This is a genomic window from Pedobacter sp. (assembly GCF_041662865.1).
Classification (GTDB): domain Bacteria; phylum Bacteroidota; class Bacteroidia; order Sphingobacteriales; family Sphingobacteriaceae; genus Pedobacter.
On sequence record NZ_JBAZRL010000020.1, the window covers coordinates 6365 to 31064 of the forward strand.

The window sequence follows — 24700 nt, forward strand, 5'->3', positions numbered from 1 at the left end:
GCTACTTTATCATTTTTAGCTCCAGCTATTGATGAAGAGTTAAGCATTAACGAAACGCGAAAAAATGCCATGTTGGTCATTGCAGATATGTTTAGTGATCTAGATCCACTCCTACCAAAACACATAGGCTTATTTGATGATGAATTTGAACCTCGTGCTTTTGGTGATAATTTTCAAAAAGCTGGTACCTCAACCATTTTAATTGAAGCTGGTGGATATTCAAATGATTACGAAAAGCAAGAAATTAGAAAGCATTATTTCACGGCTATCCTATCGGGATTATTTTCAATTGCGACAAAAAGTTACCATCAGCAAGATTTAAAAAACTACTTTACTATTCCTAAAAACAACAAGCAAATTTTCCATATACTAATTCACGAGGTAATAGTTGATGGGATTGAAGTAAGTGTAGGTATCAATTACGATGAATGTCCTAATAGCGATGGCTGTAGTACTACTAAAACGTATAGTATTCAAGATATTGGGGATTTAAGTTTTTGCGATGCGTATCAAAATTATTCTTCACCCTCCCTATCCATAAATGGAAACATCACTTTATATCAAAATGCTAATTTTGAGTTACTTGATGGAGATAAAACAATTTTATCTTTCGAAAACGGAACTATCATCTTTAAAAAACATTAGGTAGAGGTGAAAAATTACTCTAAAAAATACTACATTCAACATCAAAATTAAAAGCAAATGGCATTAAGTAGAATTTGGTCAGGTTTTATCATTGTAGCTATACTAGTAGCCTGTATTAAATGTTTCTTTTTTGGACAAACAGATATTTTCAGCTGGATGGTTATTGGCAAAGCCGATGATCCAACAAATTTAACTAAGGTTGATGGTGTAATACAGACTTGTTTAAATGCAGTAAATATTTGTATTGGTTTAGTTGGCGTAATGGCTTTATTTATGGGCTTTATGAGCATTGCAGAAAAAGCAGGTGGCATTCGTTTATTATCAAGAATTATTGCTCCATTCTTTTCAAAAATATTTCCTGATGTACCAAAAGGACACCCGGCAACAGGTCATATGGTGATGAATTTTTCTGCCAATTTGTTGGGTTTAGACAATGCTGCAACGCCCTTTGGTATTAAAGCAATGGAAAGTTTGCAAGAACTTAATCCGAATAAAGAAACTGCTTCAAATGCACAAATTATGTTTTTGTGTTTACATGCCTCTGGTTTAACCTTAATTCCTGTAAGTATTATTGCAATTCGAGCTTCCTTAAAATCTGTAAACCCTACCGAAATATTCATTCCTTGTATGATTGCTACGTTTGTAGCTACCATTGCAGCGATGCTTATTGTTTCTTTTAAACAAAAGATAAATATCTTTCAGCCTATAATTTTAGGTTGGGTATTGGGTATTTCTGCCTTAATTGCAGTTATGGTGCTTTACTTAGTTAATTTAAGTACGGCAGGTTTACAGTCATTTTCAGGCTTGCTAAGTAATGGTTTGTTATTGCTTATTTTCCTGTCCATCGTTTTAGGTGGCCTGTATAAAAAGATTGACATTTTTGATGCTTTTGTAGAGGGTGCAAAAGGTGGTTTTGATACCGCTATTCGTATTATCCCGTATTTAGTTGGGATGTTAATTGCCATTAGTTTATTACGCACCAGCGGAACTTTTGATTTAGTAATTGATGGGTTTAAAAGTGTTTTTTCTGCTATGGGTGCCGATACTCGCTTTATTGATGGTATCCCTACTGCGCTCATTAAGCCTTTAAGTGGTAGTGGAGCTCGTGGCATGATGATTAGTACTATGGAAACTCATGGTGTAGATTCTTTTGCGGGCAAATTATCGGCAATTTTACAGGGTTCTTCTGATACTACTTTTTATGTAATTGCAGTTTACTTTGGTGCTGTTAATGTGAAAAACAGTCGCTATTCTGTCTGGGCAATGCTATTAGCCGATTTTGTGGGTATTTGTACAGCTATCGGCTTATGTTATTTATTTTTTGGACATAGTTAGAGATTTTAAGTTGTTGCAGTTGCCAGTTTAAGCTATGCAGTTGATAATCCACGTCATGCAGTTGATAGTTTAAGCTATACAGTTGATAGTTCACGCAATACAGTTGATAGTTTAAGCTATACAGTTGATAGTTCTCGCAATACAGTTGATAGTTTAAGCTATACGGTTGATAGTTCACGCAATACTGTTGATAGTTTAAGCTATGCAGTTGATAGTTCACGCAATACAGTTGATAGTTCACGCTATGCAGTTGATAGTTCACGCCATGCAGTTGATAGTTTAAGCAAGGCAGTATGAAGTTTTTGTTTTTAGCTAGCCATCAATAATCCATTTCTTTATTTTTAAAGGTAAAAAACCTTTTCCGCACTCAGTTTGGTGTCTAATCAACTGAACATAAAAAAGTCCCGTTCATATAGAGCGGGACTTTTTTTATTTTGAAAAGCAAGCTGAACTTATCCTTCAATAAACTCAGGATTGCATTCTGTTCTAATTAACTAATTATGGTTTATCCCACCATACTCTAGCATTTAAATCGTCGGCACCGCCATAAGGGAAAGCACTTACCGCTGCATTGTAATTTGCCGTATTAATAGAACGCTCTTGAGTTCCATAAGCTTCTCGTCTTGGAATTTGAGCACCATTATTTGAAGGAGGTGGAGCTAAGAAAGTAGGGAAGCCTGTTCTTCTCCACTCTGCCCAACCTTCGTAACCATGTAAAAACAAGTGTACCCAACGTTGTGTACCTATTTTCATTAAGGCATTAACAGGATCATAGGCAACATCTGTTTGAGCTAAATAAGTACTTGCTGAAGCTGTTGAACCTGTCCATTGTCTAATAGATTCTGTAACTGCATTATCGTAATTCAGTTTAGCTGTTACATCTGTACCGCCAATCCAACCTCTTTTAGCAGCTTCGGCCATTGCAAATAATGATTGTGCATAGGTAACTAAGGCTACTGGTGAGTTTTGCAAACGTAAATTACTTCCTAACAGGCTATAATTAGCTATAGTTACTGTAGTTGATCCTGGCAAACCGTAATCTAAACCAACATAAGTTGTAATCGCTGTATTAGTTGGTTTATTAGCGTAAACAGACAAACGAGGGTCGTTTAGGGGTTGCATATAATCTACCACTGGTTTACTTACAGCAAACCAGTTTCTACCTAAACGTGTAAACTGATTGTACCAATAGTTTTCGTTGTTTTGATCTGCTAAGTGCGGATAAGAAAGGTTATCGGTATTTGCAATCATCATTCCATTAGTTACGGCTTTGTTAAATTCTGCAGCGCCTTTTACAGCATCTACTTTACTTAATCTTAAAGCCATTAACGCATGGATGGTGTTACCTAATCTTTTCCATTTTGCAACATCGCCACCATAAACGATATCATTTTTAATGTTACCAGTTACAATAGCGGCATTGGCTTCATCTAATAACGTAAACAAATTGTTGTAAATGGCTTGTTGTTTATCGTATTTAGGTGTAAAATCTGCAGCGCCTTTTAGTGCTTCATCATAAGGAATATCACCCCACCTATCTGTCATGTGCCAAAAGAAGTATGCTTTTAATATTTTGGCTACTGCAATTTGGTTTACTATTGGACCTTCTATTGCATCTAAACCTGTGTTATTAATTACGTTTTCAAGGTTCATTAATGGACCAGTGTATAGACCAGAAAAGTTAAAGTTTACGGTTACATATCTACTATTATCTGTAAATGAGGTATTAGATAAGTACTGTGGATAGTGTACACCATAAGGCGATGAACTTAAACCAGGCAAGTACAATTCGGCGTTTGCAATTAATTGCGTACCCGATGCTTTTGTAGGGTTGTTTGGATCTGTGTTTATAGATTCATCGAATTTCTTACAACTACCTAGCATTACTAGAGCTAGCAAGCAGATGTAAATTGATTTATATGTATTTTTCATATGCTTAAAATTAAAATGTTAGGCTTAAGTTAACACCATAAGAACGTACGGTTTGTAGTTCACCTTTTTCTATCCAGCTTATTGATGTGCTGCCAGATGAAAGTTCTGATGGATCTACTCCTTTTGGTGCTTTTTGCCAAATCATAACTGGATTACGAGCGATGACTGCAAGTTTTGCCGATTTAAAAGGAGTTTTAGCTAATAGTTTAGGTTCAAAATTGTAGCCTAAACTTACTTCACGTAGTTTAATGTAAGATGCACTATAAATCCATTCATCATAAATACGTGTTCCTAAATTTGTTCTGTAATAGGTTCTGGCATCCACATAGGCCGTAACTTCTTGACCTGTTGCTTGCGATATACCATTTACTTTTACACCACCACCTGCTGCAATGGCTGTACGAACGTTGAAACCTTTATCGTTAATAGCGGCAGTTTCTGCAGCCTGACCAGATTTAGCGGCTAACATTTTAGACCAGCTCATAAATTGTCCTCCTTTTTGGAAATCAATCATTGCGGCTAAATCAAATTTCCAAACTTTGAATGTGTTCCTAAGACCACCTGTAAAGTCTGGTAGTACTGTTCCAAAATCTTTAAGTGTATCGAACAAAGGCATGTTATCTGTACCTAATAATACTTTACCAGTTCCTGGATCTATTTTATAGCCTGGACCCATTAAATTACCAAATGACTGACCTTGAGTTGATGTTAAATAAACAGTTTGACTTGAATATGTATTTAAATCGATTAGTAATACCGTAATACCTGGATATAATTCTTCAATCTTATTTTTATTGCGGGCGAAATTCACACTCATATCCCATGTAAATAATTTCGATTGTATTGGTCGGCCAGTTAATGAAATTTCTATCCCTTTGTTGCGGATTGAACCTGCATTAATCACAGTTTGATCGTTACCACTTGCTCCAGAAACTGAAAGATTGATGATTTCATCTTTATTCTGTTGGTTATAATAAGTAAACTCTGCACCTAAACGGCTGTTAAAGAATTTTAAATCCATACCAATTTCAAATGAGTTAGCAAAGGCAGGTCTAATGTTAGGGTTGTTCAATTTATCAGGTACTAACAAGGTGTTAATTGCTCCTGTTGTAGCTGGATAATTTGCTCCTGCTCCATAGGTATATGCTGTTTGATAAGGGCCTAAATCTGAACCAGCTATTGCATAACTAGCTCTTAATTTACCAAACGTTAACGCTTTCCAATCTGTAAGCTGGCTAAAAACAAAACTTCCTGAAACTGATGGATACCAGTAAGAGTTATCATTAGAAGGCAATGTTGATGAAATATCATTACGAATAGATGCATCTATAAAATAAGTATCTTTATAACCAAATGAACCCATGGCGTACATGCTTCTTGTTTGTTTTCTTCTGATACTTGAAATACTGGTTGGTCTATCAATTGATGCTATAGCAGAATACCATCCAGGGCTTGACAATCCTCCTACTGTTGCTTGGTATTGACCCGAGTATTTAAGATCGTACAAGTTAGCTCCTACGTTAAGGTTAACTGAAATATCATTAAAAGTTTTAGTATACTGAGCTAAAAACTCGTAGTTGTTTTCTTCGTTTTGGTATTTACCAATCTGATAACTATCTACTAAACGGCCACCAAGAGGTTCTTTGTGGGTAATGTTTTGGGTAAACATATCTGAACGTACAAAACCACTTAATTTTAATTCAGGCAACACTTGGTAACTTGCATTTACATCGCCAAATAAGCGATCGCGACGATCGTTATTTAATACTTCGTATGCGTCAAAAAATGGATTATTCCAATCACTAGGTTTGTTGTTAGTGACAATACCTGTTGTAGTATTTGGATTTACATTCCAATTTAAAATAGTTCCATCTGCGTATTTGTAATTACGTAATTCGTCAATATCTATATTACGTTGGAACCATTGTGTTGCACCCGTAAATGATCCTTGATAGCCTTGTGTTGGGCGTTGCCCGTTGTTATTGGCATAGTTTACATTTGCACCTACAGTTAATTTATCGGTCACTTTTAATGATGAGCTTAAGCTTAGGTTATTACGCTTTAACCATGTATTAGGAATTACGCCATTGATATACGCATTGTTATAGCTTATTCTGTAATCCATGTTTTCGCTACCTCCAGAAATTGAAATGCCATTATTGATGTTATGGCCAGTTTCATAAAAATCCTTCACGTTATCAGGATGGGGTGTAAACGGAGTTAATTGTCCAAAGCGAGGGTCTTGAGGGTAGAAACTATAAAACTGTCTTACCGGAGTTCCATCCATAGCTGGTCCCCAGCTTTCATCGTTACCATTAACATATTTCTGTCCGTTAGTAAGAGTTTGAAAAGTTTGATTGTTACCAACTCCATAGACGTTTTGCAATTCTAAAAAGTTACCTGTTTTTTCTATGGAGAAAGCAGAGTTAACACTGATGTTTACTTTTTTTGCCCCTTTCGATCCTTTTTTTGTGGTAATCATGATTACACCATATTGTCCTCTAATACCATATAATGCTGATGCTGCTGGTCCTTTTAAAACACTAACGTTATCAATATCTTCAGGATTAATATCTTGAGCAACGTTACCGTAATCGACACCATTTTCTGCACCACCAAAATTAGCGTTAGAAATTGGCGTACCATCAACTACCATTAAGGGTTGTCCACCACCGGTGATAGAGTTTACACTTCTTAATTTTATTTTTTGTGTACCCCCTAAGCTTGCGCCAGATGAACCTGTAACCTGGACACCTGCCACTTTACCCGCTAAAGAACCGATTACATTTTGTTCTTTAGTAAGGGTTAAATTGTCGCCATTTACTTGTTGTGTTGCATACCCAATAGATTTTTCGCTACGCTTAATACCTAGTGCGGTTACTACTATACCCTCTAAAGTTTGCGTACTTGAAGCTAAAGCTACGTTGATTTCAGTTCTGTTTCCAATGGTAATTTCTTGGGTTTGGAAACCTAAATAGGTAAATACTAGGATTGTACCATTTGCTGGCACATTAATGGTATACGTACCATTTGGCTGGGTTGTTGCGCCTGCGGCTGTGCCTTTTACAAGTACACTCACTCCAGGAATTCCGCTGCCATCTGTTGCATCGGTTACCTTGCCACTAATTGTTTTTTGGGCATAAGTAACCATAGAAAACAGCAAGAACCCGAATAGAATTAAGATAAATTTTCTGTTCATAGTTGTATAGGTTAAATTAATGTTAACTGAAAATTAAGAAATTTTAGTTACTAAACCTCAATAAAACTATGTATTAATAATAAATCTAAATAGGTTAACTCATTTACAATCCACATCTTAAAAGGAAGTAAAGTGTAGATAAAATTAAGATTGCGGGTATTTGCGAAGTTTTAAGCAAAAAAAGTAAAATAGCAAGACAAAACATGCAAGAGCTTGCAATATTCGGTGGTAATTCGAATAGCTATCGGATGGAAAGTATATAATTATCCACTTATAATAAATGAATATTGTAGGATTAAGTATGCAAAAAAATTAAGCTAATGCTTCTTCTTGAACACCTAATCTATTTATAATTTGATCTAGCACACTTGGATCTAAATTTGTAAACTTAGACGAATACCATTTAGATGTTTTGTCATCAAGCCAGATGCAGAATGAGTGACAATCTTCTAATATTACAGCATAGGTGAGATGAAAATCATCTTGAATTTTCATACAGAACCCTGTAAAGGTTTTACCTTTAACATCAAATTGGAGGTTTAAATAATCATTCCACATGGCGGTTTTGGTTTTAGGGTTATGATATAACAAAACTCTACTTAAAATGTTTAGTGAAAGTTAAATTTATAACAACAAATCTTTTTTAACCGTAACTCGTCTCTACCCTACATTTAACATATTAGAATATCCCTTCGCAATAAGACGCTTTTTTGAAGGTAAAAAAACTTCGCATTGCAGGTTAATAATTGTTTTCCCTTGTTTTACAACACTTGTTTTAGCAGTAATTTCATCGCCTTCATTTGCTGGTGCAAAATAATCTATTGAATTATTTATGGTAGTAAAACGAGCATTTAACCCTAAAATATAAACAGTTGCTCCAATTAAATCATCAATAATACCTGCAGTGATGCCACCATGTAGTATGCCATACGGATTTGTCATTTCTTTTCGAACGATATAACTACAATTCAATGTTCCTTTGTCAGCACTAATTAAAATGGGTTTTAACCAATTCATAAAATGCGAAGGTGAATTGTTGATTTCCTTCCCTGTAAAAGATTGAAAGTTTATTAATCGTTGCTGTAGTTCGTTTTGTTCTTCCATTATGCTATGTTTATGCTAAATTTAGCGATTAAATCATAAATATGAGTAGTTCTCTAATTACAGCTATTACCGAGTTAGATAGATCTAACTATAGAACCAAAATTTATTCTGGTGGCCATTTTATTTATGCTGATGAACCAGAAGATTTAGGTGGTACTGATGAAGGAATGGCTCCTGGTGCTTTACTTTTGGCAAGTTTAGGGAGTTGTACAGCGATTACTATTCGCATGTATGCTGACCGTAAAGAAATTGCTTTAGAATCTGTTAAAATTGAGTTGGCCATTTGCAAAGAAGATCAGATCACAAAAGAGACAACCATTACACGTAAAATAGAATTTGTTGGAGATTTAACTAGTGAACAACGTGAACGTTTGCTGCAAATAGCTGACAAATGCCCTATTCATAAGTTAATGAGTAATCCAATTAAGATTATAACAAGCTAGTGGTGATTCGACAAGCTCAGCATGAAAAGGTATTTAATCGCCTTCACTATTTTCAAACGCTTTAAGTTTCCCATTTTCACGGGAATGACGAATGTTTTATAGGTTCTTTATTATCTCAGCAAAAAGTTCGTAAGAATGTAACCTTGCTGCGTGATCGTAAATATGAGATGTTACCATTACTTCATCTATTTGTGTTTGTGCTCTAAATGATTGCATTTGTGCGGTTAGTTTTTCTGGCCCACCAATAAAAGCAACAGCCAACATTTGATTTACAGCTTCCTCTTCCATGTCGTTCCAAACATCATCCATAGTATCAATTGGCGGTTGCAATAGTTTACGCTTGCCAGTTACAATACCCATAAATAATTGTTTTAAGGAAGTTGCTAATCGCTCTGCTTCTGCATCTGTATCTGCGGCAACTACATTTACACAAGACATTACATACGGTTTTTCTAGCGTAGTTGATGGGCGGAAGTTTTGCCTGTATATTTTAATTGCTTCTAAAAAATAAGCTGGTGCGAAATGACTTGCAAAAGCATAAGGTAAACCATAAGATGCAGCTAAATGTGCGCTTTCGGTACTAGAACCTAAAATCCAAATGGGCACTTCAGTTCCTTCGCCAGGTATTGCTCTTACCTTACTCTCACTATTATCACTTGATAAATACTTTTGTAGTTTTAACACATCTTGTGGGAAGCTGTGTGGAGCAGAAAAGCGTTCGCCTCTTATTTCCATAGCCGTTAGCTGGTCTGTACCTGGTGCTCTACCTAAACCCAAATCTATCCTATTAGGATATAATGTAGCCAATGTACCAAATTGTTCTGCCACAATTAAAGGAGAATGATTAGGTAACATAATGCCACCAGAACCAACTCTAATGGTTTCGGTATGTCCTGCGATGTGACCAATTAATACTGAAGTTGCTGAACTGGCTACGCTAACCATGTTATGATGTTCTGCAAACCAATACCGAGTGTACCCCAATTTTTCAGTATGCTGTGCCAATGCAACGCTATTTTTAAATGTATCTGCAGGTGTTTTACCTTGTATAACTGTTGCTAAGTCTAGTACCGAATATGGAATTTTCATGTACAAATATAGAGAGGTGTTTTCCGATTCTTTGAGAAAAGAAAAGAGTTGACAAGAATGTGATGTTAGTAGGTGTCGTAAATTGCGCACCAATACAACAATCCAAAAATAAGCTCTAACTATTCAAGCTATGTGTATCTTTTGGTAAATCCTCGCTTACAGGTCCATCGGTGGGAACTGATTTTGGTTCTTCGATATATTTTCCATCAATTATCAAATTTCCGGTTTCATCTTCATCGATTTCTTCATTCGTTTTTCTAGAAACTGGATTTATTTGTTCTGTGGGCACTTTGTTTTCATTTTCCATAACAATTGATTTCCTTTAAAAGTCTTCCAGAGTAGAAAAGGTTTTAAAAAATTAGCAATATCCAAACATATTAGCTCTATCTTGGGTTTTTATGGAAAATATTTGATATATGGAAATGATTTTCATTTTGGCTATACCTGTTGCTTGTATTGCATGGACTGTTACTAAAGAAGAAGTTTTTAGAGAAATAAGAGAGTTTTGTGTAGATAAATCAACTAATTGCAAAAGGCTATATCAACGCAAATTCTTTTACTTGTTTACCTGTGAATATTGCTTTAGCCATTATGTTACTATTTTGATGTTATTAATGACCAATTTCACGTTAATTTATCCTGATTGGAGGGGTTATGTAATTGCAGGCTTTTCTATTGTTTGGATAGCAAATGTGTATATGAGTTTATACAATTTGATTAGAATAGACTTGAAAAAACAAAAAATTATTACCCAAAAAGAGGAGAATGAATTGCCCTCTTAATGATAAATTATTTAAATTATTAAAGCTGCATGCTTGTATATGCCTATTTCTGCAATAGCAGCATTTAATCTCGATAATAGAAATTTCAGTCTAACTTAGAATCATCTGTCGTATTTATAGATAAACATTGGCTTCTATACTCATAGCCTTCATCAACTAATTAAACTTCAGAGTCGCCTTTTGAAAATATATGTTTACCATTTTTGAGCTACAAATACGATTGATTTATATTCATCTTTTTCAAACAGTACACCAATTTTATTTTTGCTTAGCTTAACAATATCTGAATACGCGGAGTAGCTACTTCCTTTATATCCATCAGGGCTTTTTGCTATGACTAAACTTTTCTCCCAGCTCTTTCCATAATTATTACTCATTCTTAATGTTAAGTTATCTCTTTTTTTAACATCTGCCGCATTACAAACAAACAAAACTCGGTTGCCTTTTTTATCTAAATAAGAAAGCGTGCTACCCTGACAAACAGGATCGGGTAAGTTTGAATCGAAAAAGGTTTTATCCCAAGTTTGTCCACCGTTTTTGCTAATCGCAATAATTCTTTGTTTCACGTTTCCTTGTTGATTTCGAATATTCATGACCATTTCATCTCCAGAAAGTTGAGCAGCCATTGCTTCATTTCCACCTAGAAAACTTACATTTTCTGAAAGTTTAAAGGTTGCACCATGATCATCGGTATAATAACCATGAGCTTGGTAATCTTTGCTACCACTTTGAGGTGTGCTAGCAGAATGATTTGCCGACACAAAAATACGGCCTTTGTATGTTCCGCTATCAAATTGCATAGCGTGACCCGGAGTATTGGCATAACTGCGCCAATCTTCTGCAAAATTATATTTTGGATTTAATTGCGGGATTTTAGGTTTATGAACTTGTGTAGTGATATTTACAGCTTCAGACCAGTTTAAACCTCCGTCCATAGAGGTTTTGTACCAAACTTCTCTTAAACCATTTCCTTTTCTTACTTCACTTTCATGATTATTACCTGTATTGTAGAACAAGAAAATACGTCCTTTTGGGTATTTTGGATCAGTAAAATCAACTACTGGAGCTGGATTTCCTGCTTGAAATTTATCGTAATCGACTACTGTTTGCAAAGCAGACCATGTTTTTCCTTTATTCGTACTGCGTTTTAGAACAATATTAATGTCTCCAAAATCACCTGCATTATTTACTCTACCTTCAGCAAAAGCCAGTAAATCTCCATTCTTTAACGTAACAATAGCAGGTATTCTGTAGCTCTGATGACCTTCTTGCCCGGAAACAAAAACAGGAATATATTTTACTTGTGCTATACTTGCTATAGACAGTAAAAGAAAAATTAACGTGTTTAAAGTGGTTCTCATTATATGTGTTTTTATGTATCTTAAATTAAAAGAATGTTAATTCGTTTTTTTGGCAATGAATAAACCTAATAAAACCAATATAACGCCTATAAAAGTATATAAGCTAATGGCTTCATTGGCTAATATGGCAGCAATTATAAACCCAAATAAAGGACATAGAAATAACCACAAACCAGCTTTAACCGCGTTTGTTTTTAATAACCAGAGCCAAAGTTGTACAGCTACTATAGAAACAGGTATTGCCAACCAAGTAACTGAAGACCAAAATTTTAGGTCAAAATGATTGAGTTGATTATTATAAAAGAAAATAACAAAAGGCAAAAGCAATAACCCTCCTATGCAGGTTTGCCATCCATTTATAGTTAATAAACTTAAGTTATTCCATTTCTTAGCTGAAAAATAAATAGCCGCCAGCGCATATGAAAGCATACTCACTAAAAGAATTAATAAACCTCCAGTAGTTACTGATGCATTATTAAATAATGGCCATGCAGCACAAATTACACCAAGTGTACATATGATTAATGCTAAAAAAAGTGCAACTGTTAACTTCTTATTGAGAAATATAACGGAGAAAAAACTAATAAATACCGGATTTATCGCAACTGCAAGCGCTCCAATTCCTGCGGTTACTTTTTGCATGGCAATTACATACAATCCTAAGTAAATACTGATGTTTAAAATTCCATAAATACTTATTTGAAGCCATTCTTTCCCTTTAGGTAATCTATTACTTTGTATAAAATGCGAAACAAATAGCATAATAATTGCGGCTACTCCAAAACGAGTAACCGCAATTACTAATGGCTGTGCAACAGTCAAACCAATTTTCGTTGCCGTTGATGCCGAAGCCCAAAATATGGCGAAAATTAACCCCGCAAGTAACCAACTATATTGTTTTTTAATCATTTATTATTTTCTATTACTTGTTAAAGCTTTGCAGGGAATAACATCCTAAAATAAATCATTTGTTTAATATAGAGCACTTAATTATTTTTCATGATAAGTCGTTTATTTTTATAATGGAAATAAGTAAACAATGTTAAGTTTAACCACTCTGGTTAACATAAACATAATATGAAATTGATTTTCTAATAACATAGATTTGCACAAATCACATTTTTATGAAAAAGGATAAATCAAAGGCTCTTGCTAAATCATTAAGAAAAACAGCACAAAAAGAAATTAAAGCAAGCTTAATTCAAAATCTAAAAGAATTTGCATTAAAATTTGGAAAAAGTTCTAAAAAAATAAATAAAACAATTGAAAAAAGCGCTGCAAAGCTTTCAAAGGAAATTTCTAAAGAAGTGAATACAAATCAAAGTACTCCTGTTGATAAAACTAAAACTCCACTAAAATCTGTTAAAAAACCAGCTGCAAAAACAGTAGTAGAAAAAGAAAATACTCCTTCTTAAAATTGTTTTGATATCAAATCAGAGAGTAAATTTATTAGAAATACTTTTAGGCTAATAACAGCATGTGAATGAAATCTTTAAACTTATCAACGTTTAAAGGTTTTGCCAGTAAATAATCAATTCCAATATCTCTTTTTAATTCTTCCTCATTTATAATTGTGGTAGATATTACGATAATAGGAACAGTTTTAGATAAAGATCTTATGATTTTAGAAGCCTCAAATCCATCCATTTTAGGCATATATAAATCCATAATTACCAAATCAAACTCTTCTTCTTTAAATTTTTCAACTGCATCTAAACCATTTATTGCTACCACAACCTCAAACGGAAACGGTTTAAGTATTCGCTCAATCAATAAAACACTAAGGGGCTCATCTTCAACAATCAGAATTCTCTTCTTTCTGTCTGCATTTTTTTTATAGTTGAATATCACTTTGACGTATGGTTTATCTAACAAATAAAATTATTTCTCTACTGGTATTATGGCCTAAGTATACCTAATTATTGCGAGAACTAAGATAAAAAAAATATAGCGAAAATGTAACTTATTCTGCATCACCAGAAAAGATGTAAGTATCAAATTTGTTTCAATACTGAATTAGCTAAGTAATTCAAAAATTATGAAAAAGATAAGACCATGTTTATGGCAAAACGACAATATTGAAGAAGCAATTGATTTTTATATTACGGTATTTAAAGATTCGAAGGTATTAAATACTAGCTATTATCCTAAAGATACCGCAGGTTTAGGCGGGAAAATACTAGTTGTTGCCTTAGAAATAGAAGATCAACAGTTTATGTTGTTAAATGGGGTCCAGCATTCAAAATTTAATGAATCAGTATCTTTTTCTATTGATGCTAATATACAACAAGAGATTGATTACTACTGTGAAAGGCCAACAGCAGGTGGTGGTGAAAAATCACAGTGTGGATGGGTAAAAGATAAGTTTGGTTTATCATGGCAAATTTCACCATCAATTTTAGGAGAGTTATTACAAAATAAAGATGCAGATAAAGCTAAACGTGTGATGGATGTAATGATGATGATGAATAAAATCATAATTAAAGACATAAAAGCTACTGCAAGAGGATAGCTAGTTTATCTATTGCGCTATAACAGCATAATTATTTGAAGGGATTTATTAGCATTTCAGTTGCACTTGATTCAGATACAATTGCCACAAGTTCGAACCAACCCTCATCAATAATAGCTTAAAAAATGTCCGGAAATGTCCTTAAATGTCTGGAAATGTCTTGCTAGCAAGGTGCTTTGTTCTACTCTTGTTCTAGGTTTACCCTATGTTTGTTCTTCTCAAACCGCGTTTATCAGAACAAATGCAGGAGCAATCTAGGAGAAGTGTAGGAGAATTTATTATGTATGGCACTAATGCAGAGACTGACTTAAACAACAAAACCCGCCAAGCGGCGGGTTTTGTTTGTTGCGAGTGCAACGATAAGCTTTATCTTTTAATCATCTAGACAAGATGTATTTATATAGTTGCTCAGACTATAATTAACAATTTCATCTTTTAGTTTTATCCTCATAATTCTTCTAGATACTACGATTAAAAAACAAGCTCATTAGCAATCCAGTGCTCAATTGGATTACTAATCCTTTTAATATTTTACAATTTTGTTCGCCATAACCTTTTGCTTTAATCGTCACTAAAGAAATACAGGGCAAAAATACATCAATTAAATTTTATTTTACTTTTACAGGTACAGTAAGATTTTCCCAGTTCAATGAAAATCCTTTATTATTAACCTCATAGGTCATTCTTTCATTGAAGGTTTTAGATTTCATAGGCTTTACTGTAACTTTTAATACGTCTTTTGATGCATCATCTGTTGTTTCGCCTGCACGGGTGATGCCCCATTGCCCTACTTGTGAATTAAAAATAATAGTCCATTGGTTTTCAGTTGGTAACATATACACACTATACTTACCTGCTGGTAATTCTTTGACTTCGATTTTAAGGCTTTGTCGGTCTCAAAAATAGTAGCTTCATTAGCTCCCGCTCTCCAAATCTTGTTGTAAGGCACTAATTCGCCCCATATCTTTCTTTCTTTTACTGCTGGACTGCTATAGGAAATTGTAATTGTTGCTTCTCCTATTTTCCCAGTAGCCTTAGCTGCAGGGCTGGCTTTTTGAGCATAAACACTTGCTGAAGCCACAAGTAATAAAATTAAAGACAATGTTTTTTTCAGATTTTTCATGATTCTTTTTTTAGTTAAGTTAAATGATATTTTGCAATTGTACAACTATGTTGTTTATTATCCACCCCTTAAGTATTAATTATTTTTGCTTCGCGAGTATTAACCAATTGGAGATTAAAGCATTATACTAATTATACTGTAGCTAATGGTAAGAATATGAAAAATCTGGAACCTTCATTTAGTTTACTTTCAAAATCAATTCTACCGCCAAGTCGTTCTATAAACTCTTTACACAAAACTAACCCAAGACCAACCCCCTTTTCATTATTAGTGCCATATGTGGGTGCAGCTTTGATTGAAAAAATGTCTTCCTGATCAATTGGAGAAATTCCTTTTCCATTATCACTAATTATAATTTTACATTCTCTGTTTATGATTTCAGCATTAATATTGATCAATCCACCGTTTGACGTGAATTTTATCGCATTGCTGATGAGATTACGCACTACTAGCTGCAACATATCTACATCTGCCATTACCATTAATTGTGAAGGAATACCATCAATTAATTTAATATCTTTTTTTAGTGCCTGAACTTTCTCCATTTCTATTGTGTTTTCAAGAGCATCATGAACATTTATCGCCGCTAGTTGTACAAAAGGACCTTCCAATTGTGATTTAGACCAACTCAATAAATTGGAAAGCATAGCAATTGTATGATTGGTAGTGCTCTCTAATGATTTTTCTAAAGTAATTCGCTCTTCTGCACTTAACATGTTTTCATTCAATAAAAAAAGATAGCTTTGAATATTCATTAAGGGTGTTCTCACATCATGAGATATGATAGACATTAATTTATCTTTCTCTATATTTTGTTTTTCCAATTCACTTTTCTGTTGTAAAATCTGCTCATTGCTAATTTCAACGGCTATTGTTTTCTCTTCGGCTACTTTACGCTCCACATCGTAACTTTGCCTAATAAATCTAATAATAATGTAAACAACGAATACCGGTAATGGAAAAACAGTAATTCGATCAATAAATTGACCAGTGCCAGCAGTAAATGGATACTTAATTAAGTAGGGATAATAGTATTCAACCGTATGTAAAGCTAAAAAACACAGCACATAAATAATTAACCATTTTAAGTGCTGTTTATAAGGAGATATAGCAAGTAAAACCAATAAATATGCAGGCCAAATTAAATCTGTAGAACCATTAATACCAGAATTTGTAAAGTAATTTACTCCAAAAACTAATAATCCCATTAGCCCAAAAAGAGTATTACTATGTGGTTTGCCTTGAAACCTAGAGTAATAATACTGATAAAAGAAAAAGAGCCCAATTAAAAAAGCAGAGATTGATGCTATGTATAATCCTGCAAATAAATTGTATGGTACGTAAATAATTGGGATCGTAATTAGACCAATACTAATAGAATGAAATATCCTACTCTCTAAAGAAAATTGAGTAGGATTACCGATAAGCTTTGTCCAAAAATTTGTATCCCTATTTTTAGATTTATTAGAATTGAAATCAATTAATTTCGACATGTAGTTTTGAAGGATGCTTGGACCTAATGTATAGTTATATATGTAGGTTTGCAATATTACCTAAAATATGTAAATGATTAAATGAATATTTCAGGTAATTGATCTCTGAAGTGGGCAGCAAAAAAAATAGAAACACAATATTTAGTAAAACTTATGAAGTTTTGGAAAGCTGGTTGTTAACTTTGGCCATAAAATCGTAAATATCAAAGGGTTTTGGAATAAAACCATCGGCAGGGCATTCTTGTATTACCAACTTGCTTTGCGCATGAGCAGACATCAATAATAGCGGTATATCTTTTAAATCATTAGATTCTTTCAATTCTTTGCACTCATCCATACCATTTCCGTCTGGCAGCATAATATCCATTAAGATTAGATCTGGTCGTCCATTTGCAATTAGTCTACGAAAATCTGAAAGATTTGCACTCGTATTTACCGCAAGATTGGATTCGGTGAGTAGTAAAACTATCATTTCACTAATATCACTATCGTCCTCTACAAGGTAAATTAATTTTTTATCCATTCTAAGTTATACTTGGTTAGAAGAACGAACACCAGGTTTGTGGAATTGTTTTATGCCTCAACATTTTTTATGGGAATGCTAAAACCAAATTCAGATCCTACTCCTATCTCGCTTTTCACTATAAAAGAGCCTGCATGTCTATCTATAATCTCTTTACTAATATAAAGGCCCAGACCTAGTCCTGCAATATGTGCAACCCCTTCCGCTCTAAAAAACCGTTTAAAGATCCCCTTTTGTTGCTGCATGGTTAAGCCGATACCTTTATCACGCACTGTTATTATTGCTTGATCTTCTTTCCTTTGAAGTTCAACAAATACCTCTTGTGCATTTGGTGAATATTTAATTGCATTGTTTAATAAGTTAATAATTACTTGCTCTAGTCGTTGCTGATCTCCCCAAACAATTAACTTTTCTTCTAGTCCTGAGAAGGAAATTAGGTGCGAAGAACTGTTATAATGAAAAGTTTCCAAAATATCCTTTAGCGTTTTATGAAGATCAAAAAGCTCAAAATTGAATTGAAGTTGACCAGCCTCAACTTTAGAAACATCTAGTAGATCACCTATCAATGCTCCAAGTCTATCTAATTGTTTTAAAGACTTTTCTACAAAAAATTCAGCCATTTTACTTTCTTTTTCTTTTTGTAACATTTGCAAATAGCCCTTTAAAGAAGTAAGTGGGGTTTTAAGTTCGTGACTCGCCAAGGCAATAAACTCATCCTTTTTTTCAGATAGAGCCATTACTTCTTCGAATAATTTGGAATTATCAAGTGCAACGGCAGCTTGAGAAGCTACACTCGCTAATATTTCTTCGTGCTCAGCTTTAAAAACACCTGCCTCTGGGTGACCAAAAAATAATCCGCCAATAACATCACCAGAAGTAGAAATAACTGGAACGGCCAGATAGCTCACTACAGCAAGGTGACCAGCTGGCATACCGTAATGTGGGGCATTTTTACCATATCTAGGATCTTTGGTTACATCATCTAGCCTTACAATACCTTGCCCAGAAAAAGTGGGATCGAAGATAGCCGTATTACGTGGCATGCCAAATTTTTCAAAAGCTTCTCTTGGAGCACCAGAAAGTGTGAAAAGCATAAAAGACTCACCACTTTCATCAAAAGTATTATAAAAGAATGCTCCAAATGCAGCCCCTGTAATTTCGGTAGTTGCATCGGTTACTTTTTGCAAAATTTCCTGAACATCTAACTTCTCTGAAATGGCCGTACCTATCGAATTCAATAGTGTTTGTCTTTTTGCAAATTGGTACGCTTGTCGTTCTGCTTTTTTAATCTCAGAAATATCTCTAGCCACTTTAGAAGCACCCATAATATTCCCGAAGGCATCCTTGATTGGGGATACGGTTAGAGAAATTTCAATCTCATGTCCATCCTTGTGCATTCTAACGGTATGAAAATGATCGATTTTTTTACCTGCACGTATATTGGAAATGATGACTTCCTCTTCACTAATTAAGCGAGGGGGAATGATTACACTAATGTGTTTGCCAAGCATTTCCTCTTCAGTATACCCGAATATTTTTTGCGCTCCAGCATTCCAGCTTCTAATAACCCCGTCCAGCCCCTTGCTCAGTATTGCATCATCTGAGGATTCTACAATAGCTGATAAGATTTCATGCTTCTCATCGTTTGATTTTTTATCAGTTATATCTACTAGTGTATTGTAAGCTCCTAATAGTACTTTCTTTTCATTAAAAAGAGGCAATGGATAAACTAATAGTGACCGGAATGCACCATCTGGCTTTTGAATAACAATCTCTTCTCCTACATGTGGTTTACCTTGTTTCAGCGTAAGAGACATAGGACAATTATCCAATTCCATTGGTCTACCGTCTGGATAAAAGATTTTCCATGAACCACACCAATACTCTTTTAAAAGTTCAGGTTCTCTTCCCCAAAGTGCTGCTGCTGCTGCATTAAAAAAATTAACTCTTCCACTTGCATCACATGTATACATTGCAAGAGGCGACTCTTTAACAAGCTGTTCAAAAAGCATAATTAGTTTACATAAGTAAAATGTGAGCAGAAGGATAAAAACCCTTAAAATCAAATGTAAAAAAATAATTGAAGATTTTAATCGAGGGAGTATCAAAAGTTAAGCTACGATATTACCACTTAACAATTTGATAAAAAGAAAACCAAAAAGAATATAGTTTGTTAGGCTGAGCATCATTAAACCAATCATTTAAACTCCTACTATGAAAAAACAAACAACTAGTCACTCGTATTTTTATAGAAACTCTTTGACTATCGTATTTACTGCATTATTCCTAATTACTCTTGCTGGTCAAGCTTTTACTGGTTGGCATCAAAATAATACAGAGATGTTAGAACTCGGAGCGGATCAACTCTCCTTTAAAACATATCTTTTTAGTGGTCACTTTATTTCAGCCACTTTTGAGAATTTCGAATCCGAATTCCTTCAAATGTCACTCTATGTAATACTAACCGTTGGTCTGCGACAAAAAGGTTCTGCAGAATCTAAGAAAATTGATGAAGAAGAAGAAGTTGACCGCGAGCCTAAGCCAACTAAAGATGCTCCTTGGCCAGTGAGAAAGGGTGGATGGATTCTCAAATTGTACAGCATGTCGCTTTCAATTTGTTTTGCTGTGCTTTTTCTTTTTAGTTGGGCGATGCATTTATACGGTAGTTTGAAATCTCATAACGCAGAACAAGCAGCAAAACACTTGCCGATGGATACTATGTACAGCTACTTAGGACAAAGTGAATTTTGGTTTGAAACTTTTCAGAATTGGCAAAGCGAATTTCTTTCAGTTGCCTCGATTGTGTTTTTGACTATATATCTGCGTCAAAAAGGGTCTCCAGAATCAAAGCCAGTGGATGCTCCAAACATGGAAACGGGTAAATAATAAGAATCAAAATTTGTTAAAACATTTTTTTATCAAACCCTGTTAATAAAGTACATTAATAAAATAACATACCTAAAAAAGAACAAATATGGCAACTACAAAAAAACCGACCGGCAAGACCGGAAAAATGGAAGATTCAGAATTTCATGAATTCTTTATCGATGAATTAAAAGATATTTATTGGGCAGAAAAACATTTAGCAAAGGCTCTTCCAAAAATGAAAAAAGCGTCTACTAGTCCAGATCTAGCAGCAGCTTTTGAAAAACATACCGCTGAAACAGAGCAACACATTACTACGCTAGAACAGGTATTTGAGCTTTTGGGAGAAAAAGCCGTTGCTAAAAAATGTGATGCCATGGCCGGTCTTCTTGAAGAAGCTAATGGAATTATAGAAGATACAGATTCAGGAACTATGATTCGCGATGCGGGATTAATTCTTGCAGCACAAAAGGTAGAACATTATGAAATTGCCACCTACGGAACGCTTCGTGTTTTTGCAGAAAATATGGGTCATACAGATGTGGTAGATTTATTATCACAAACCTTAGAAAACGAAAAAGCTACAGATGTTGCATTAACGACTATAGCAGAAGGATTTGTAAATGAGCAAGCGGCAACTGAATAAAATCTAGAATAATAAGAAAAAAGCCACGGAAAATCTCCGTGGCTTTTTTGTGTAAGGTAAAGTACATCTTTATGACTTTTTGGAATATTTATAATTTAATACAATCATAAAAATATCGCATACAGCAGAGAATGCATTGGTTAAAATAATTGGTAATTCATTCAATAATACACCATACCAACACCACAATAAATTTCCAGCTAACAACACAAAGAACATTAAAGGTGAAACTGCTTGTGCTTTTTTCTCTTTTAATATCTTCACAATTTGGGGAACAGAGGAAATAGCAGTTAGTATTCCAGCGCTAAATCCAATAATGGTTTTTACATCCATACTTTTTTAATTTAAATGTTTAAATAATAACTGTTATAGGCTCCATTCTTTTCACAAACACTATTTAACAAACAAAGTTTTAGTTATGAAATTTTATACTAGAAGAAAAAAACCTAAACAATTTTTACCGCTAATTGGTTGTTAAATTATGGAACCATTTAACATACATATTCAACATAACGACGAAGAAGTTACACTCACCGTCCTACCTGAAAAAGACTATTTCAAACTTATTTATTTTGGTGGAATTATTGGAGCGATAAGAGAGACGGAGGGTGAATGGGAATTGTTGGAAGAAGAAGAAATAGAACCAGGTGCGTTACCATTATTTGAATACAAAAACGGAGGTCATGAGCAATTAAAATTTGAATTGAATTTACCGAAGATTAATCAAATTGCAGCTGAAATTGAAAACGTTATTTATTAGCCATATTAACTGAATTATTAATTTGAATATCATACCATGAAAACTAGAACCTTATTTTTATTAGCTCTGAGTTCATTCTTATTTGCATGTCGAAATGCTGAACAAAAACATGATGAAGCAAGTGCTGAACCAGTTACTTCAAACGATACTAATATTATTAAAAAGAGCGATAAAAAAATGAAGCAGGAAGATAAAACTACATTTTTTACAAATGCTGCTATTGGAGGTATGATGGAAGTTGAAGCAAGTTCGAGAATATTGGTAAATACTAAAAATAATGCAGCAGTACTTGCTCATGCTAAAATGATTAAAGATGATCATATGAAAGCAAATGAGGAATTGAAAGCTATTGCTAAAAAGGAGAATTTTGTTCTTCCTACAGTTTTACCTGAAGCAAAACTTAAAATATTAAAACAGCTAGAAAGTCTTAACGATGAAGCACAGAATGAATTTTACATTAATCTCATGGTTAGTGAACACAATGATGCCATAAATCTCTTTAATATAGGTTCAACTATGCCAATTGAATCTATTTCTACTTTTGCTACTAAAACATTACCGATTTTAAAACATCATTATGATATGACTGTAAGCATTCGTGATGCTATTTTAAAAGCAAAAGCAAATCAAGGTGATGACCCTTTGAAGATCAGTGATAAAAGAAAAAATAATGCGGCGAAAAATCAGTAATTTTTAATTAATGGTGATGATTATGAAGTAAGTTCAATCCACACTGGGCAATGGTCGCTAGACTTTTCCCATCCACGAACTTCTTTATCAACTTGTGCAGAAATCAACCTTGGTAGAACATAATCATTTAACAAAAAATGATCTAATCGAAGCCCTGCATCTCGATTATAGGCATTCCTTAAATAATCATAAAAGGTATAAATCCTTTCATTTGGATGTAGATATCTTACTGCATCAGTCCAACCTAGTTTGAGCAATTTTTGATAGGCTAACCGTGATTCTGGAAAGAAAAGAGCATTGGTTACATACTTCTCAGGTTTATAGGTATCAAGCTCAGAAGGAATCACATTATAATCTCCAATTAGTAAAACTGGGAGATTAAACGACAATAATTTTTTAGCGTGTTTGTGTAATCGTTTGAACCATGAAAGTTTATAATCGAACTTTGGTCCTGGAGCTGGATTACCATTTGGAAGATATAAACAACCAATCACCATTCCATACACAAAACCTTCAATATACCGACTATGTATATCAGATAGGTCTCCATCAAGATTTCTTTTCGTTTCTTTAATTTCTTCCTTTGCGAGTATTGCTACACCATTCCAACTTTTCTGTCCATACCAGATCGAATAATATCCAGCTTTTAAAAGAGCAGCCTCTGGAAATAATTTGTCGGGGCACTTCAATTCCTGTAAACACACTACATCTGGATTTGCTTCTTTCAGCCAACGCAGCAAAACAGTCAACCTGCCGTTGATACCATTAACATTATAGGTTGCAATTTTCAAGAGAATATTTTAAGGGTTGTGAAATAAAAATTGGACTTTCTAAGCGGAAAGTCCAATCTTAATAGATTGCCAGAACATCCTAGCAATTGATTATTATTTACTTATTCTTTTGTCCCTTATCAGAGATGTATTTTTCAATAACCGTGCGATCATTAGAGCCAGTTGCACGTTTTGCGCCAACTACTTGCTGTACACTTACACCCATTTTTGTCGCTACATGAGAAAGTTCATAATCTTGCGATGAATTTACTTTTTTACGGTCTGAAGGTCCTTGCTTTGCCATAATATTTGTGTTTTTATAGATAAATGATATAGTTTGATTATTCTCGAAATAACATCTAAGCTGTTTTTTTGTTTTGTTAAAGGTAAACTTCCTGTTCATCAGTATAATAACTACTTCTTCCACTAATCTTTTCTGATTTTATGACTGCTCCATTTGGCGATTTCTTAATATTAGCACCATGAACTTTCATAAAATCTCGAAGTTCACCCCGAAGCTCATCACCATTTTCCTTCTTAAGCTCTTCTATTGCTTTCTTTAATACTGTACCTACAGAATTAAAGAGTTTTTTAATTTGTTTCTCCGGAATAGCATTTGACAATGAAATTGGGGAAATCCTAGCATGCCACAAAATCTCATCTGCATAAGAATTACCAATACCCCTCATTTTATGTTGATCCATCATTACTTCTTTTACCTTTTTCTTAGATTTAGAAAATACAGCAATAAAATAATCAAGTTCCATTTCCAATGCGTCTGGTGCTTCAGCAGGATCAGGGTTTAAAGTTGGCGTAGCCTGCTTCAAGATATCTACCACCGCAAATCCTTCATCTCCTGAAAAATGGAATACCATTATCTCGAACTTTGGAGGTGTATTCTCTTTATTTAAAAGTACCAGCTCCCCCCTTAGCATGAGATGGATCTGCAGAACTTGATCATCGCCAAAATGAAAATGTAAAGTCTTACCGTATCTGCTAACCGATGTTAGTTTTTTGCCTTCTAAGGTTGATTTCAATTCTTTAATTGTAATCTTTAATTTCTTTGTCTCTTTAACTTCTAGCAACTCCAATGTCTTACCCTTAAACCTGCGAGATAATATCTCAGCAAACACTTCTAAATCTGGTAACTCTGCCATAACTATACACTCAAATATTTCTTGATTTCCTTTATAGAATTTCCATTGATCACAATTGCCGACTTCAAATCTTCGATACTAATCTGGAACTCCTGTGCCCAGTAAGCAACATCTTCTGGATCGCTGGTATTAATTTCTCGACATTCATTTTCATCTATAAACGGTTCAAGCGTATCGCTATCATCTTCAATTGGATAACGTTGTCTTATTTCTTCTGGATCTGGGATATTCTCTCCTCCTAAATTATCTTTATTTGTTTCCATAGTTTATT

General features: G+C 34.2%; 26 protein-coding genes and 2 pseudogenes. 10 read left to right on the forward strand and 18 right to left on the reverse strand.

Features of this window, described 5'->3' with window-relative positions; translation table 11 throughout:
- Both WC622_RS08615 and WC622_RS08620 read left to right on the forward strand, forming a co-directional pair.
- Window positions 1–645 (forward strand): annotated as a pseudogene (locus WC622_RS08615) (carboxypeptidase); the annotation flags it as partial.
- Between the two features lie 57 nt (window positions 646–702).
- The gene (locus WC622_RS08620) at window positions 703–1980 is read left to right on the forward strand and encodes a nucleoside recognition domain-containing protein (protein WP_372819188.1); all 1278 of its coding nucleotides are present in this window, start codon (window positions 703–705) and stop codon (window positions 1978–1980) included.
- 498 nt (window positions 1981–2478) lie between these two features.
- On the opposite strand, the gene WC622_RS08625 is transcribed toward WC622_RS08620, so the two are convergent.
- The 4 genes from WC622_RS08625 to WC622_RS08640 form a co-directional block, all read right to left on the reverse strand.
- Window positions 2479–3912, reverse strand: coding sequence for a SusD/RagB family nutrient-binding outer membrane lipoprotein (locus tag WC622_RS08625; RefSeq protein WP_372819190.1), 1434 nt, complete (start codon window positions 3910–3912; stop codon window positions 2479–2481).
- Window positions 3913–3922: 10 nt separating this feature from the next.
- Window positions 3923–7111 (reverse strand): SusC/RagA family TonB-linked outer membrane protein, encoded by a 3189-nt coding sequence (locus tag WC622_RS08630; protein ID WP_372819192.1) that lies wholly within the window; start codon window positions 7109–7111, stop codon window positions 3923–3925.
- Between the two features lie 312 nt (window positions 7112–7423).
- On the reverse strand, window positions 7424–7606 hold the full coding sequence (locus WC622_RS08635; RefSeq protein ID WP_372819194.1) for a hypothetical protein: 183 nt from the start codon (window positions 7604–7606) through the stop codon (window positions 7424–7426).
- 165 nt (window positions 7607–7771) lie between these two features.
- Entirely contained in the window at window positions 7772–8215 is a 444-nt protein-coding gene (locus WC622_RS08640) for a PaaI family thioesterase (RefSeq protein WP_372819196.1), read from the reverse strand.
- Between the two features lie 41 nt (window positions 8216–8256).
- Here WC622_RS08640 and WC622_RS08645 point away from each other — a divergent pair, with 41 nt between their 5' ends.
- Window positions 8257–8658 (forward strand): OsmC family protein, encoded by a 402-nt coding sequence (locus WC622_RS08645; protein ID WP_372819198.1) that lies wholly within the window; start codon window positions 8257–8259, stop codon window positions 8656–8658.
- Between the two features lie 96 nt (window positions 8659–8754).
- Here the strand turns inward: WC622_RS08645 and WC622_RS08650 are convergent, their stop codons facing one another.
- Window positions 8755–9747, reverse strand: coding sequence for an LLM class flavin-dependent oxidoreductase (locus tag WC622_RS08650; protein WP_372819199.1), 993 nt, complete (start codon window positions 9745–9747; stop codon window positions 8755–8757).
- 115 nt (window positions 9748–9862) lie between these two features.
- Window positions 9863–10036 (reverse strand): hypothetical protein, encoded by a 174-nt coding sequence (locus WC622_RS08655; RefSeq protein ID WP_372819201.1) that lies wholly within the window; start codon window positions 10034–10036, stop codon window positions 9863–9865.
- Between the two features lie 127 nt (window positions 10037–10163).
- Between WC622_RS08655 and WC622_RS08660 the strand changes: the two genes are divergently transcribed.
- Window positions 10164–10529: a hypothetical protein gene (locus tag WC622_RS08660; protein WP_372819203.1), complete on the forward strand. Its 366-nt coding sequence runs from the start codon at window positions 10164–10166 to the stop codon at window positions 10527–10529.
- Between the two features lie 194 nt (window positions 10530–10723).
- Here WC622_RS08660 and WC622_RS08665 read toward each other — a convergent pair whose 3' ends face one another.
- Together WC622_RS08665 and WC622_RS08670 are read right to left on the reverse strand one after the other, a co-directional pair.
- Window positions 10724–11890 (reverse strand): exo-alpha-sialidase, encoded by a 1167-nt coding sequence (locus tag WC622_RS08665; RefSeq protein WP_372819205.1) that lies wholly within the window; start codon window positions 11888–11890, stop codon window positions 10724–10726.
- A gap of 36 nt (window positions 11891–11926) precedes the next feature.
- Window positions 11927–12799, reverse strand: coding sequence for a DMT family transporter (locus tag WC622_RS08670; RefSeq protein ID WP_372819207.1), 873 nt, complete (start codon window positions 12797–12799; stop codon window positions 11927–11929).
- A 215-nt stretch (window positions 12800–13014) separates the two neighbouring features.
- Between WC622_RS08670 and WC622_RS08675 the strand changes: the two genes are divergently transcribed.
- A complete protein-coding gene (locus WC622_RS08675) occupies window positions 13015–13305 on the forward strand; it encodes a hypothetical protein (RefSeq protein ID WP_372819209.1) in 291 nt (96 codons plus the stop codon).
- A 46-nt stretch (window positions 13306–13351) separates the two neighbouring features.
- On the opposite strand, the gene WC622_RS08680 is transcribed toward WC622_RS08675, so the two are convergent.
- Window positions 13352–13765, reverse strand: coding sequence for a response regulator (locus tag WC622_RS08680; RefSeq protein WP_372819211.1), 414 nt, complete (start codon window positions 13763–13765; stop codon window positions 13352–13354).
- Window positions 13766–13928: 163 nt separating this feature from the next.
- On the opposite strand from WC622_RS08680, the gene WC622_RS08685 reads away from it, so the two are divergent.
- Window positions 13929–14402 carry a VOC family protein gene (locus WC622_RS08685; protein ID WP_372819213.1) on the forward strand — a complete coding sequence of 158 codons (474 nt, stop codon included), beginning with the start codon at window positions 13929–13931 and terminating at the stop codon, window positions 14400–14402.
- A 608-nt stretch (window positions 14403–15010) separates the two neighbouring features.
- On the opposite strand, the pseudogene WC622_RS08690 reads toward WC622_RS08685, so the two are convergent.
- The 4 genes and pseudogenes from WC622_RS08690 to WC622_RS08705 form a co-directional block, all read right to left on the reverse strand.
- Window positions 15011–15525: pseudogene (locus tag WC622_RS08690) on the reverse strand (DUF2911 domain-containing protein).
- A gap of 131 nt (window positions 15526–15656) precedes the next feature.
- Window positions 15657–17018 carry a sensor histidine kinase gene (locus WC622_RS08695; protein ID WP_372819215.1) on the reverse strand — a complete coding sequence of 454 codons (1362 nt, stop codon included), beginning with the start codon at window positions 17016–17018 and terminating at the stop codon, window positions 15657–15659.
- 151 nt (window positions 17019–17169) lie between these two features.
- Window positions 17170–17541 (reverse strand): response regulator transcription factor, encoded by a 372-nt coding sequence (locus WC622_RS08700; protein WP_372819217.1) that lies wholly within the window; start codon window positions 17539–17541, stop codon window positions 17170–17172.
- A 50-nt stretch (window positions 17542–17591) separates the two neighbouring features.
- On the reverse strand, window positions 17592–19553 hold the full coding sequence (locus WC622_RS08705) for a PAS domain S-box protein (protein WP_372819219.1): 1962 nt from the start codon (window positions 19551–19553) through the stop codon (window positions 17592–17594).
- 202 nt (window positions 19554–19755) lie between these two features.
- Here WC622_RS08705 and WC622_RS08710 point away from each other — a divergent pair, with 202 nt between their 5' ends.
- On the forward strand, window positions 19756–20427 hold the full coding sequence (locus WC622_RS08710) for a DUF6766 family protein (RefSeq protein ID WP_372819221.1): 672 nt from the start codon (window positions 19756–19758) through the stop codon (window positions 20425–20427).
- 88 nt (window positions 20428–20515) lie between these two features.
- Window positions 20516–21052 (forward strand): ferritin-like domain-containing protein, encoded by a 537-nt coding sequence (locus WC622_RS08715; protein ID WP_372819223.1) that lies wholly within the window; start codon window positions 20516–20518, stop codon window positions 21050–21052.
- 69 nt (window positions 21053–21121) lie between these two features.
- Here WC622_RS08715 and WC622_RS08720 read toward each other — a convergent pair whose 3' ends face one another.
- The gene (locus tag WC622_RS08720; RefSeq protein WP_372819225.1) at window positions 21122–21385 is read right to left on the reverse strand and encodes a SemiSWEET family sugar transporter; all 264 of its coding nucleotides are present in this window, start codon (window positions 21383–21385) and stop codon (window positions 21122–21124) included.
- Between the two features lie 148 nt (window positions 21386–21533).
- Here WC622_RS08720 and WC622_RS08725 point away from each other — a divergent pair, with 148 nt between their 5' ends.
- The gene (locus WC622_RS08725; protein WP_372819227.1) at window positions 21534–21812 is read left to right on the forward strand and encodes a hypothetical protein; all 279 of its coding nucleotides are present in this window, start codon (window positions 21534–21536) and stop codon (window positions 21810–21812) included.
- A gap of 36 nt (window positions 21813–21848) precedes the next feature.
- Entirely contained in the window at window positions 21849–22502 is a 654-nt protein-coding gene (locus tag WC622_RS08730; RefSeq protein WP_372819229.1) for a DUF4142 domain-containing protein, read from the forward strand.
- Between the two features lie 20 nt (window positions 22503–22522).
- Here the strand turns inward: WC622_RS08730 and xth are convergent, their stop codons facing one another.
- From xth to WC622_RS08750, 4 genes are all read right to left on the reverse strand, one after another.
- Complete coding sequence (gene xth / locus WC622_RS08735; protein ID WP_372819231.1) at window positions 22523–23293, reverse strand: exodeoxyribonuclease III; 771 nt, start codon at window positions 23291–23293, stop codon at window positions 22523–22525.
- A 97-nt stretch (window positions 23294–23390) separates the two neighbouring features.
- Window positions 23391–23576: a DUF3606 domain-containing protein gene (locus WC622_RS08740; RefSeq protein ID WP_372819233.1), complete on the reverse strand. Its 186-nt coding sequence runs from the start codon at window positions 23574–23576 to the stop codon at window positions 23391–23393.
- Window positions 23577–23652: 76 nt separating this feature from the next.
- A complete protein-coding gene (locus tag WC622_RS08745; RefSeq protein ID WP_372819235.1) occupies window positions 23653–24429 on the reverse strand; it encodes a DNA-formamidopyrimidine glycosylase family protein in 777 nt (258 codons plus the stop codon).
- Window positions 24430–24431: 2 nt separating this feature from the next.
- Window positions 24432–24692, reverse strand: coding sequence for a DUF3606 domain-containing protein (locus WC622_RS08750; protein WP_372819237.1), 261 nt, complete (start codon window positions 24690–24692; stop codon window positions 24432–24434).
- Between the last annotated feature and the right edge of the window lie 8 nt (window positions 24693–24700).

Excerpts from the sequence above, each read along its gene's own strand:
- WC622_RS08650 (WP_372819199.1), bottom strand. The coding sequence starts at position 9,747 with ATGAAAATTCCATATTCGGTACTAGACTTAGCAACAGTTATACAAGGT.
- WC622_RS08710 (WP_372819221.1), top strand. The coding sequence starts at position 19,756 with ATGAAAAAACAAACAACTAGTCACTCGTATTTTTATAGAAACTCTTTG.
- WC622_RS08700 (WP_372819217.1), bottom strand. The coding sequence starts at position 17,541 with ATGGATAAAAAATTAATTTACCTTGTAGAGGACGATAGTGATATTAGT.
- WC622_RS08630 (WP_372819192.1), bottom strand. The coding sequence starts at position 7,111 with ATGAACAGAAAATTTATCTTAATTCTATTCGGGTTCTTGCTGTTTTCT.
- WC622_RS08715 (WP_372819223.1), top strand. The coding sequence starts at position 20,516 with ATGGCAACTACAAAAAAACCGACCGGCAAGACCGGAAAAATGGAAGAT.
- WC622_RS08660 (WP_372819203.1), top strand. The coding sequence starts at position 10,164 with ATGGAAATGATTTTCATTTTGGCTATACCTGTTGCTTGTATTGCATGG.
- WC622_RS08685 (WP_372819213.1), top strand. The coding sequence starts at position 13,929 with ATGAAAAAGATAAGACCATGTTTATGGCAAAACGACAATATTGAAGAA.
- WC622_RS08635 (WP_372819194.1), bottom strand. The coding sequence starts at position 7,606 with ATGAAAATTCAAGATGATTTTCATCTCACCTATGCTGTAATATTAGAA.
- WC622_RS08730 (WP_372819229.1), top strand. The coding sequence starts at position 21,849 with ATGAAAACTAGAACCTTATTTTTATTAGCTCTGAGTTCATTCTTATTT.
- WC622_RS08670 (WP_372819207.1), bottom strand. The coding sequence starts at position 12,799 with ATGATTAAAAAACAATATAGTTGGTTACTTGCGGGGTTAATTTTCGCC.
- WC622_RS08725 (WP_372819227.1), top strand. The coding sequence starts at position 21,534 with ATGGAACCATTTAACATACATATTCAACATAACGACGAAGAAGTTACA.
- WC622_RS08720 (WP_372819225.1), bottom strand. The coding sequence starts at position 21,385 with ATGGATGTAAAAACCATTATTGGATTTAGCGCTGGAATACTAACTGCT.
- WC622_RS08645 (WP_372819198.1), top strand. The coding sequence starts at position 8,257 with ATGAGTAGTTCTCTAATTACAGCTATTACCGAGTTAGATAGATCTAAC.
- WC622_RS08620 (WP_372819188.1), top strand. The coding sequence starts at position 703 with ATGGCATTAAGTAGAATTTGGTCAGGTTTTATCATTGTAGCTATACTA.
- WC622_RS08665 (WP_372819205.1), bottom strand. The coding sequence starts at position 11,890 with ATGAGAACCACTTTAAACACGTTAATTTTTCTTTTACTGTCTATAGCA.
- WC622_RS08695 (WP_372819215.1), bottom strand. The coding sequence starts at position 17,018 with ATGTCGAAATTAATTGATTTCAATTCTAATAAATCTAAAAATAGGGAT.
- WC622_RS08625 (WP_372819190.1), bottom strand. The coding sequence starts at position 3,912 with ATGAAAAATACATATAAATCAATTTACATCTGCTTGCTAGCTCTAGTA.
- WC622_RS08675 (WP_372819209.1), top strand. The coding sequence starts at position 13,015 with ATGAAAAAGGATAAATCAAAGGCTCTTGCTAAATCATTAAGAAAAACA.
- WC622_RS08705 (WP_372819219.1), bottom strand. The coding sequence starts at position 19,553 with ATGCTTTTTGAACAGCTTGTTAAAGAGTCGCCTCTTGCAATGTATACA.
- WC622_RS08745 (WP_372819235.1), bottom strand. The coding sequence starts at position 24,429 with ATGGCAGAGTTACCAGATTTAGAAGTGTTTGCTGAGATATTATCTCGC.
- WC622_RS08740 (WP_372819233.1), bottom strand. The coding sequence starts at position 23,576 with ATGGCAAAGCAAGGACCTTCAGACCGTAAAAAAGTAAATTCATCGCAA.
- WC622_RS08750 (WP_372819237.1), bottom strand. The coding sequence starts at position 24,692 with ATGGAAACAAATAAAGATAATTTAGGAGGAGAGAATATCCCAGATCCA.
- WC622_RS08640 (WP_372819196.1), bottom strand. The coding sequence starts at position 8,215 with ATGGAAGAACAAAACGAACTACAGCAACGATTAATAAACTTTCAATCT.